This window comes from Streptomyces sp. rh34 (assembly GCF_002551245.1).
Taxonomy (GTDB): domain Bacteria; phylum Actinomycetota; class Actinomycetes; order Streptomycetales; family Streptomycetaceae; genus Streptomyces.
Genome location: NZ_NTGZ01000307.1, coordinates 1 through 7996 on the forward strand (window position 1 = coordinate 1; position 7996 = coordinate 7996).

General features: G+C 71.3%; 8 protein-coding genes and 2 pseudogenes. 8 read left to right on the top strand and 2 right to left on the bottom strand.

Translation table 11 applies throughout. The annotated features are described in order from the left end of the window. Together CR470_RS40870 and CR470_RS33355 are read left to right on the top strand one after the other, a co-directional pair. Positions 1–365: pseudogene (locus CR470_RS40870) on the top strand (sigma-70 family RNA polymerase sigma factor); the annotation flags it as partial. Positions 366–382: 17 nt separating this feature from the next. Next, the gene (locus CR470_RS33355) at positions 383–886 is read left to right on the top strand and encodes a GNAT family N-acetyltransferase (protein WP_097871195.1); all 504 of its coding nucleotides are present in this window, start codon (positions 383–385) and stop codon (positions 884–886) included. Positions 887–953: 67 nt separating this feature from the next. Here the strand turns inward: CR470_RS33355 and CR470_RS33360 are convergent, their stop codons facing one another. Continuing rightward, positions 954–1394 (bottom strand): hypothetical protein, encoded by a 441-nt coding sequence (locus CR470_RS33360; protein ID WP_097871196.1) that lies wholly within the window; start codon positions 1392–1394, stop codon positions 954–956. Between the two features lies 1 nt (position 1395). Further along, on the bottom strand, positions 1396–1755 hold the full coding sequence (locus CR470_RS33365) for a hypothetical protein (protein WP_097871197.1): 360 nt from the start codon (positions 1753–1755) through the stop codon (positions 1396–1398). 599 nt (positions 1756–2354) lie between these two features. Between CR470_RS33365 and CR470_RS33370 the strand changes: the two genes are divergently transcribed. The 6 genes and pseudogenes from CR470_RS33370 to CR470_RS39885 all read left to right on the top strand — a co-directional run. Further along, positions 2355–3464, top strand: a complete 1110-nt coding sequence (locus CR470_RS33370) for a methionine ABC transporter ATP-binding protein (protein WP_097871198.1) — start codon at positions 2355–2357, stop codon at positions 3462–3464. Then, positions 3461–4132, top strand: a complete 672-nt coding sequence (locus tag CR470_RS33375; RefSeq protein ID WP_097871199.1) for a methionine ABC transporter permease — start codon at positions 3461–3463, stop codon at positions 4130–4132. The genes CR470_RS33370 and CR470_RS33375 overlap by 4 nt, the downstream gene beginning before the upstream one ends. Before the next feature lie 81 nt (positions 4133–4213). Then, entirely contained in the window at positions 4214–5080 is an 867-nt protein-coding gene (locus CR470_RS33380) for a MetQ/NlpA family ABC transporter substrate-binding protein (protein WP_097871200.1), read from the top strand. 140 nt (positions 5081–5220) lie between these two features. Then, complete coding sequence (locus tag CR470_RS33385) at positions 5221–5868, top strand: GNAT family N-acetyltransferase (protein WP_097871201.1); 648 nt, start codon at positions 5221–5223, stop codon at positions 5866–5868. A gap of 109 nt (positions 5869–5977) precedes the next feature. Next, positions 5978–7216, top strand: a complete 1239-nt coding sequence (gene cbiE / locus CR470_RS33390) for a precorrin-6y C5,15-methyltransferase (decarboxylating) subunit CbiE (protein WP_097871202.1) — start codon at positions 5978–5980, stop codon at positions 7214–7216. A 333-nt stretch (positions 7217–7549) separates the two neighbouring features. Continuing rightward, positions 7550–7996 (top strand): annotated as a pseudogene (locus CR470_RS39885) (nicotinate-nucleotide--dimethylbenzimidazole phosphoribosyltransferase); the annotation flags it as partial.

Sequence of the window (7996 nt, forward strand, 5' to 3'; positions counted from 1 at the left end):
ACACCGTACGGGGCGAGGCGCGCCGCGGACGCCGCACGGCCCGGCGGGAACGCCCGTACGCGGGAACGGAACCCGCCGCCGGACCGGCCGACTGCCCGGAACGCGCCGCGCTCGGGGCCGCCGAACGCCGGGCGTTGCGCTCCGCGATGGCCCGGCTGCCCGGTCGCTGCCCCCGGCTGCTGGAGGCGATGCTCGCCCCCAGCGACCCGACCTACCGGGAAATCGCAGGGGAGTTGGGTATGTCACAGGGGAGCTTGGGCCCGATCCGTTCCCGTTGCCTTGGATGTCTGCGCAGAATGCTCGCTGCGGAGGTTGTCGCTCCTTCCGTGCGGGAAAGGAGCGGTAGGCAACCGGCGAACAGGTGAGCGGGAGGCGTGCACACATGGGCATGAGCGTGACCATCTCGGCGGCGACGGCACAGGACGTCGAGCAGATCTTCAGACTTCAGTACCTCTGCTTCCAGCGCGAGGCGGAGCTGTACGACAACTACCGGATCGACCCGCTCGTCCAGACCCTCGAATCGCTGCGCGCCGAAGTCGCCGACGACCTGGTGTTCGTGGCCAGGCTCGGGGACGAAGTCGTCGGCTCGGTCCGAGGGGTCACCGACCCGGACGGCACCGGCCTCATCGGAAAACTCTGCGTGCACCCCCGGCTCCAGGGCCACGGCCTCGGAGCCCGGCTGCTGCTCGCCGCCGAGTCGGCACTCTCCGCCGAGCGGGCGGCCACCCGCTTCCGGCTGCACAGCGGACACCGCAGCGAGGGCAATCTGCGGCTCTACCGACGGGCCGGATACGCCCAGGTCGGGGCCGTCACCGGAGCCGACGGCGTCCGGATGGTCCTGCTGGAGAAGGACGCCGCCGACCGCGACTACGTGGCCAGCGCCTGACCGTGCGCCGCGCGCGGCGGGGCCGTAACCCCTCGAACGGTTTCGGCAGCGGTGTGAGGAGAGGCCCTCAGACCGCCACCGTCCTCGCGCGGCGCAGCCAGATCATCCCGGTGACCGGCAGGATCACCGGGATGAAGAGGTAGCCCATCCCGAAGTCGGACCACACCGTCGAGTCCGGGAAGGCGGCCGGCTCGGCCAGCGTCCACGCGCCGACGACCAGCACGCCGAGCAACTCCGCGGCGCAGCACACCAGCGCCGCCCGGCGGGCCTTCTCCCCGCCGCGCACCAGCGAGTACGTGATGAAGCCGTACACCAGGGCCGCGACGGCCGAGAGCGTGTACGCCAGCGGCGCCCGGTCGAAGCCCCGGACCATCTCGACGATCGTGCGCGAGGCCGCCGCGACCGTGAACACCCCGTAGAACCAGACCAGGACCCGGCCGGGACCGGTGCCCAGTTCGAAGGACGGCTTCGGGGCCGCGGCCACCTCGGGGCGGTCGGTGTCGCTCACGTCAGTTTCCCCAGATGTCATAGAGCCGGACCTCCAGAACCGCCAGCACGACCGCGCCCGCCGCCACCGTGACCGAACCCCAGCGGGTCCGCTCGGTCAACGACAGGAATCCGGCCGCGGGCACGGCGGCGAACGAGCCGATCAGATAGGCGAGGAACACCGCCATCCCCTGCTCCGGCCGCTCCCCGCGCGCCAGCTGCACGACGCCCACGACCAACTGGGCCAGCGCCAGCACGGAGACGACCGCCATCCCGATGAAATGCCAGTCCTTCGTCGGCTGGTCCCGGTAGGCGGCGTGTCCGCACCAGGCGGCGAGGGCGAGCGCGGCCACGGCGACCGCGACCGTCAGGGCGTCAAGCATGAGTCGAGGGTATTACGGACGGAACGCCCGGCCGCGTGCGGCCCCGGCCACCGCGGAGGCGGCCACCGGCCCGGGGCGCGCATCGTGGCCTTGGCCACAACCGGTGGAGGAGATTCCGCTCCCCGGGCGCCCGCTCGGCCCCGAGGCCCCGCACGCGAACCCCCTGTCATCGCAGGTCACAGCCGTGTGCCGGGAGGCGGCCGACGTAACCGGAAGGACGACGTCCGGCCATCCAGCACTGTCCGCTATGCGGACAGCCAGGATCGCGGAGACCTCACGTCTGTTTTACTTGGCCCATGACCACGACGAGCAGCCGCACCCTTGCGACCGAGGCGATCAGCACGCCCGGTGCTCGTTGTATGTGTCGAATGCGCGCCTTCTGAGGGCCCCCGCCTGAGCCTCGCGCCCCGAAGCGAGACCGAGCCTGCGCCGTCCGCACCCCGCGGAACGAGCGCGCCCGCGCATGCGCTGCCCCCCGGCCGACCGCCGCGTACAGCCATGCCGAGACCCCCGGCCTTGCGGCCCGAACAGTCTCTTCAGACGAATGCCCCGTGCCCGGCGGACACCGCGCCGCGCACTCGACAGTGACGGAAACCCCTGTGATCACCACGACGGGCCTCACGAAGGTCTACCAGTCGCGCGACCGTGAGGTCACCGCACTCGACGGCGTCGACCTGCACGTCCGCGAAGGCGAGGTGTACGGCGTCATCGGACAGAGCGGCGCCGGAAAATCCTCCCTGATCCGCTGCGTCAACCTCCTGGAACGCCCCACCTCCGGCACCGTGACGGTGGCCGGCCAGGACCTCACCGCCCTCGCCGGCCGCGGCCGGCGGGCGAACGCCGAGCTGCGCCGGGCGCGCACCCGCATCGGCATGGTCTTCCAGCACTTCAACCTGCTGGACTCCCGCACCGTCCTGGACAACGTGGAGCTGCCGCTGGAGATCCTCGGCGTCTCCGGCCAGGAACGCACCCGTAAGGCCAAGGACCTCCTCGACCTGGTGGGCCTCGCCGAAAAGGCCAAGTCCTACCCCGGCCAGCTCTCCGGCGGTCAGAAACAGCGCGTGGGCATAGCCCGCGCCCTGGCGGGCGACCCCCAGGTGCTGCTCTCGGACGAGGCGACCTCCGCGCTCGACCCCGAGACCACCCGCTCCATCCTCCAGCTGCTGCGCGACCTCAACCAGCAGCTCGGCCTGACCGTCCTGCTCATCACCCACGAGATGGACGTCGTCAAGACCGTCTGCGACTCCGCGGCGCTCATGCGGCGCGGCCGGATCGTCGAGTCCGGGACGGTCGGTGAACTCCTCGCCACCCCCGGCTCCGAACTGGCCCACGAGCTGTTCCCGGTCGGCGGGACCGCCTCCGGCCCGGACCGCACGGTCGTCGACGTCACCTTCCAGGGGGAGTCGGCCTCCCAGCCGGTCATCTCCCAGCTCTCCCGCACGTACAACATCGACATCTCGATCCTCGGCGCCGCGATGGACACCGTCGGCGGCAAGCAGATCGGCCGGATGCGCATCGAGCTGCCCGGCCGCTTCGAGGAGAACGTCGTGCCCATCGGCTTCCTGCGCGAGCAGGGCCTCAAGGCCGAGGTCGTCGAGGACGAGACCGGCTCGAAGCCCTCCGCCGTGACCGCCGGGGTCGACGGGACCGCCGACACCGCCGTACCGGGGCAGTCGTCCGCCGCGCTCACCAAGGAGGTCGTCAAGTGACCTGGTCCGAAATGCAGCCCCTGCTGACCCAGGGCACCGTCGACACCCTCTACATGGTGCTGTGGTCCGCGCTGGTCACCGTCGCCGGCGGCCTGCCGCTCGGCGTTCTGCTGGTCCTCACCGACAAGGGCGGACTGCTGCGGAACACCGTGGTGAACAAGGTCATCGGCGTGATCGTGAACATCGGCCGCTCCCTGCCGTTCATCATCCTGCTGATCGCCCTGATCCCCTTCACCACCTGGGTCGTCGGCACCTTCATCGGTCCCACCGCGATGATCGTGCCGCTCGCCGTCGGAGCCATCCCGTTCTTCGCCCGGCTCGTCGAGACGGCGATCCGGGAGGTCGACCACGGACTCGTCGAAGCGGTGCAGTCGATGGGCGGCTCCATCCCCACGATCGTCCGCAAGGTGCTCCTCCCGCAGGCCCTTCCCTCGCTCGTCTCGGGTGTCACCACCACCCTCATCGTGCTCATCGGCTACTCCGCGATGGCCGGCGCGGTCGGCGGCGAAGGGCTCGGCTCCAAGGCCGTCACCTACGGATTCCAGCGCTTCGACAACCAGTTCATGCTGATCACCGTCGCGCTGCTGATCGTCATCGTCACCGTGATCCAGCTGATCGGCGACCTCACCGTCCGGCTGCTGGCCCGCCGCGGCCGCACCGCCTCCTGAGGCCCGGCCCCCAGAACCCTCTGTCCCACCGAGCCCGAACTCCTTGTCCGGGCGCACCACCACAAGAAAGAGGCACTCTTCGTGCGCAAGAACATCCAGATCACCGCTGCCGTCGCTTCCGCCGCCGCCCTCGCCCTGGGCCTGAGCGCCTGCGGTACGGACTCCGACCCGGCCGCCAAGAGCGAGACCGGCGCGAACGCCGACACCTCCAAGGCCCTGGTCGTCGCCGCGTCCCCGACGCCGCACGCCGACATCCTGAACTTCGTCAAGAAGAACCTGGCGAAGAAGGCGGGCCTCAACCTGGAGGTCAAGGAGTTCACGGACTACGTCCTGCCGAACACCGCCACCCAGAACGGCCAGGTCGACGCCAACTTCTTCCAGCACAAGCCCTACCTGGACGACTTCAACGCGAAGCAGAAGACCACCATCGTGCCCGTGGTCGACGTCCACCTGGAGCCGCTGGGCCTCTACTCCAAGACGGTCAAGGACCTCAAGGGCATCAAGGCCGGCCAGACCATCGCCGTCCCCAACGACACCACCAACGGCGGCCGCGCCCTCCAGCTGCTCGCAGAGAACGGCCTGATCACCCTCAAGGACGGCGTGGGCACCAGCGCCAAGCTGAGCGACATCACCGACAAGAAGGGCCTGGAGTTCAAGGAGCTGGAGGCCGCCACCGTGCCCCGCGCTCTGGACGACGTGGACGCCGCCGTCATCAACGGCAACTACGCCATCGAGGCCGACCTGAAGCCCGGCAAGGACTCCCTCGCCCTGGAGAAGGCCGAGGGCAACCCGTACGCCAACTTCCTGGCGGTCAAGGACGGCAACGAGAAGGACCCGCGCGTCGAGAAGCTCGCGGGACTCCTCAACTCCGACGAGGTCAAGAAGTACATCGAGGACACCTACCAGGGCTCGATCGTCCCGGCCTTCGGCGCCCCCGCCAAGTCCTGACCCCCGCACGGCACTTGCCGACGGAGCCCCGCACTTCCCTCCCGGAGGCGCGGGGCTCCGTCGTGCGGCCCCGCCCATGCGCACCACGCACCCGATGCTGCATGCTGTGCTTTTAACCGGTCTTCGGCATGGAGCTGCGCATGACTACCACCTTTCCGTCCATCTCCATCAGCACGGACAGGTTGGTGATGCGCCCCTTCGAGATGGCCGACATCCCCGCGTACATCGAGATGATGAACGACGAGGCGGTCGTCGCGTGGATGGACGGGCCGAACCCGTACACCCAGGTCGACGCCGAACGATGGGTCCGCAGAATCGCTCCCGCGGAACGCACCGCGGGCCACGGCATCGCCCTCGCCGTCACCGAGTTCCTCACCCAGCGGCCCGTCGGCAGCGTCCGCCTCCTCAACACCGACTGGCGTACCCGCTCCACCGAGGTCCGCTACATCACCGCCCCCTGGGCCCGCGGCGAGGGGTACGCCACCGAATCCGTGCTCGCCATAGCCGAGTGGCTCTTCCGGGACCAGGGCTTCGAACGCATCGAGCTGCGCACCCCCGCCGACAACACCGCCTCCCAGCAGGTCGCCCAGAAGCTCGGCTGCATCAGCGAGGGCGTCCTGCGCAACGCCCGCATCGCCCGGACCCGGACCGAGAACGGCACCGACGGCGGCTGGACCGACATCCGCACCGACCTGATCGTCTGGGGACTCCTCCCCGAGGACCTCGAAGGGGTCGCGGAACAGCTCGCCGACGCCGGCGACTACGGCACGTACAACAACTGGAAGTAGAGCCCGGGGCCACCCGAAAGCCCAAGGTCCGGACCAGGTACTCTCACCCCTGCCCGGCACCGCGCGGGCACCGCCCCGCTCCCTCCGACACCCCAGGAGACAGACGACGATGGCCGACCGGGTCACGGTGATCGGCTGGGACGGCTCGCCACTGACCAGAGCGGCCACGGCCGCGCTCTCGGCCGCCACGCTCGTCGCCGGCGCCGCCCACCACCTCGCCCTGCCGGAAGTGCCCCCGCACGCCGAACGCATCCGCCTCGGCAGCGTCGACCTCGCCGCCCGCAGGATCGCCGGCCACCGCGGCAGCGCCGTGGTCCTCGCCGACGGCGACCCCGGCTTCTTCGGCGTCGTCCGCACCCTGCGCGCCCGCGAACACGGCCTGGAGGTCGAGGTCGTCCCCGCCGTCTCCTCCGTGGCCACCGCCTTCGCACGGGCCGGCATGCCCTGGGACGACGCCCAGGTCGTCGTCGCCCACCCCCGAACCCTGCGCCGCGCGGTCAACGTCTGCCGGGCCCATCACAAGGTCGCCGTCCTCACCTCACCGGGAGCCGGACCCGCCGAACTGGCCCTGCTCCTCGACGGTGTCCACCGCACCTTCGTGATCTGCGAGGAACTCGGCACCACCCGCGAACGCGTCACCGTCCTCACCTCCGACAAGGCGGCCGACCACGCCTGGCGCGACCCCAACGTCGTCATCGTCATCGGCGGCGGCCCCGAGACCACCGCCGCCGGCGCCTGGATCGCCGGCCGCCAGCCCGCCTACCCCCAGGGGATACGGGGCTGGGCCCTGCCCGCCGAGGCCTATCGGGCCGCCGGGGCCGAGCGGATGCAGGAGTCCGGCGAGGGCGAGTTCCCCGGCCTCCGCGCCGCCCAGCTAGCCCGCCTCGGCCCCCGCACCGGCGACCTGCTGTGGGACATCGGCTCCGGCAGCGGCGCCCTGGCCGTCGAGGCGGCCCGCTTCGGCGCGGCCGTCCTGGCCGTGGACGACGATCCGGCCGCCTGCGCCCGTACCGAGGCCGCCGCCCGCGCCTTCGGCGTCCCCGTCCAGGTCGTCCGCGGCCGCGCCCCGCACGTCCTGGAACGGCTGCCCGAACCGGACGTCGTGCGGATCGGCGGTGGGGGAGCGCCGGTGGCCACCGCGGTCGCCGACCGCCGCCCCGAACGCATCGTGACCCACGCCTCGACCCGGGACGAGGCCGAGGCCCTCGGCGGGGCGCTCACCGGCAACGGCTACACGGTCGAATGCGCACTGCTCCAGTCCGTGGACCTGGACACCACCGCCTGGACCGAGCGCGAAAGATCGGTCGTGTTCCTGCTGTCCGGCCGCCGTTCGGACCTCGCCCCCTGACCCGCCCGGCCCGGTGCGGAAGGTAGGCTGGCGGATTGTTGTACCGCACCCGGCCGTTCGTCGCTTCGTTCGTCAATGTCCGGAAAAGTGGACCGTTTTGGTCCGCACTGTGGTACGGCACAACCCGGGGGACGCGCAACGTGGCGCAGTCCACAGTGAGCCGTGGCAGAACAGCCTGTCGCGGAGGCGAACGGCCGCGAGAATAGGAAGCTCCGCGGGCGTTTCGTGCCGTGCGGCGAGCCCGCTCGTTCTTGATGACGAGCACCGGCGTGCCGTGGTTCGGCGTCCCGGGCGAAGGGCCGAAGGAGCACTGACGATGGGCGAGGGGTACGCATGACTGACACCGGCCAGATCCCGGGCGAGGGACTGCCGGAGAACGCAGGCATGGTGGAGCAGCCGGGCATCCCCGCCCCGGAGGCGTACACCTTCCTCGACCCCTCCGAGCACACTCCCGAGGACGACGACCTTCTGCTGATGCCGACCTCCCAGGGCGCCTGGAGCGACCCGCAGGCCGCCCCGGCCCCCGCACAGGGCCAGCCCGCCGCGCAGACCGCGGTGGCGCAGCCCGCCGCTCCGGAGCACGGTGTTCAGCAGCCCCAGCAGCAGGTCCCCGCGCCGCAGGGGCAGGCGGCCCAGGCCCCCGCCGCGACGCACAGCACCCATGAGTCCGGTGGCCGCGATTCCGGCTCCGTGGACCTCAACGGTGTACGCATGGCCGCGCCCGCACCGGTCGGCGCGCACGCGGCCCCCGCCCCCGCCCGCCGCCCGCTGCACCGGGGC

Coding starts and splice junctions, on each gene's coding strand:
- CR470_RS33355 (WP_097871195.1), top strand. CDS start 383: ATGGGCATGAGCGTGACCATCTCGGCGGCGACGGCACAGGACGTCGAG.
- CR470_RS33365 (WP_097871197.1), bottom strand. CDS start 1,755: ATGCTTGACGCCCTGACGGTCGCGGTCGCCGTGGCCGCGCTCGCCCTC.
- CR470_RS33385 (WP_097871201.1), top strand. CDS start 5,221: ATGACTACCACCTTTCCGTCCATCTCCATCAGCACGGACAGGTTGGTG.
- cbiE (WP_097871202.1), top strand. CDS start 5,978: ATGGCCGACCGGGTCACGGTGATCGGCTGGGACGGCTCGCCACTGACC.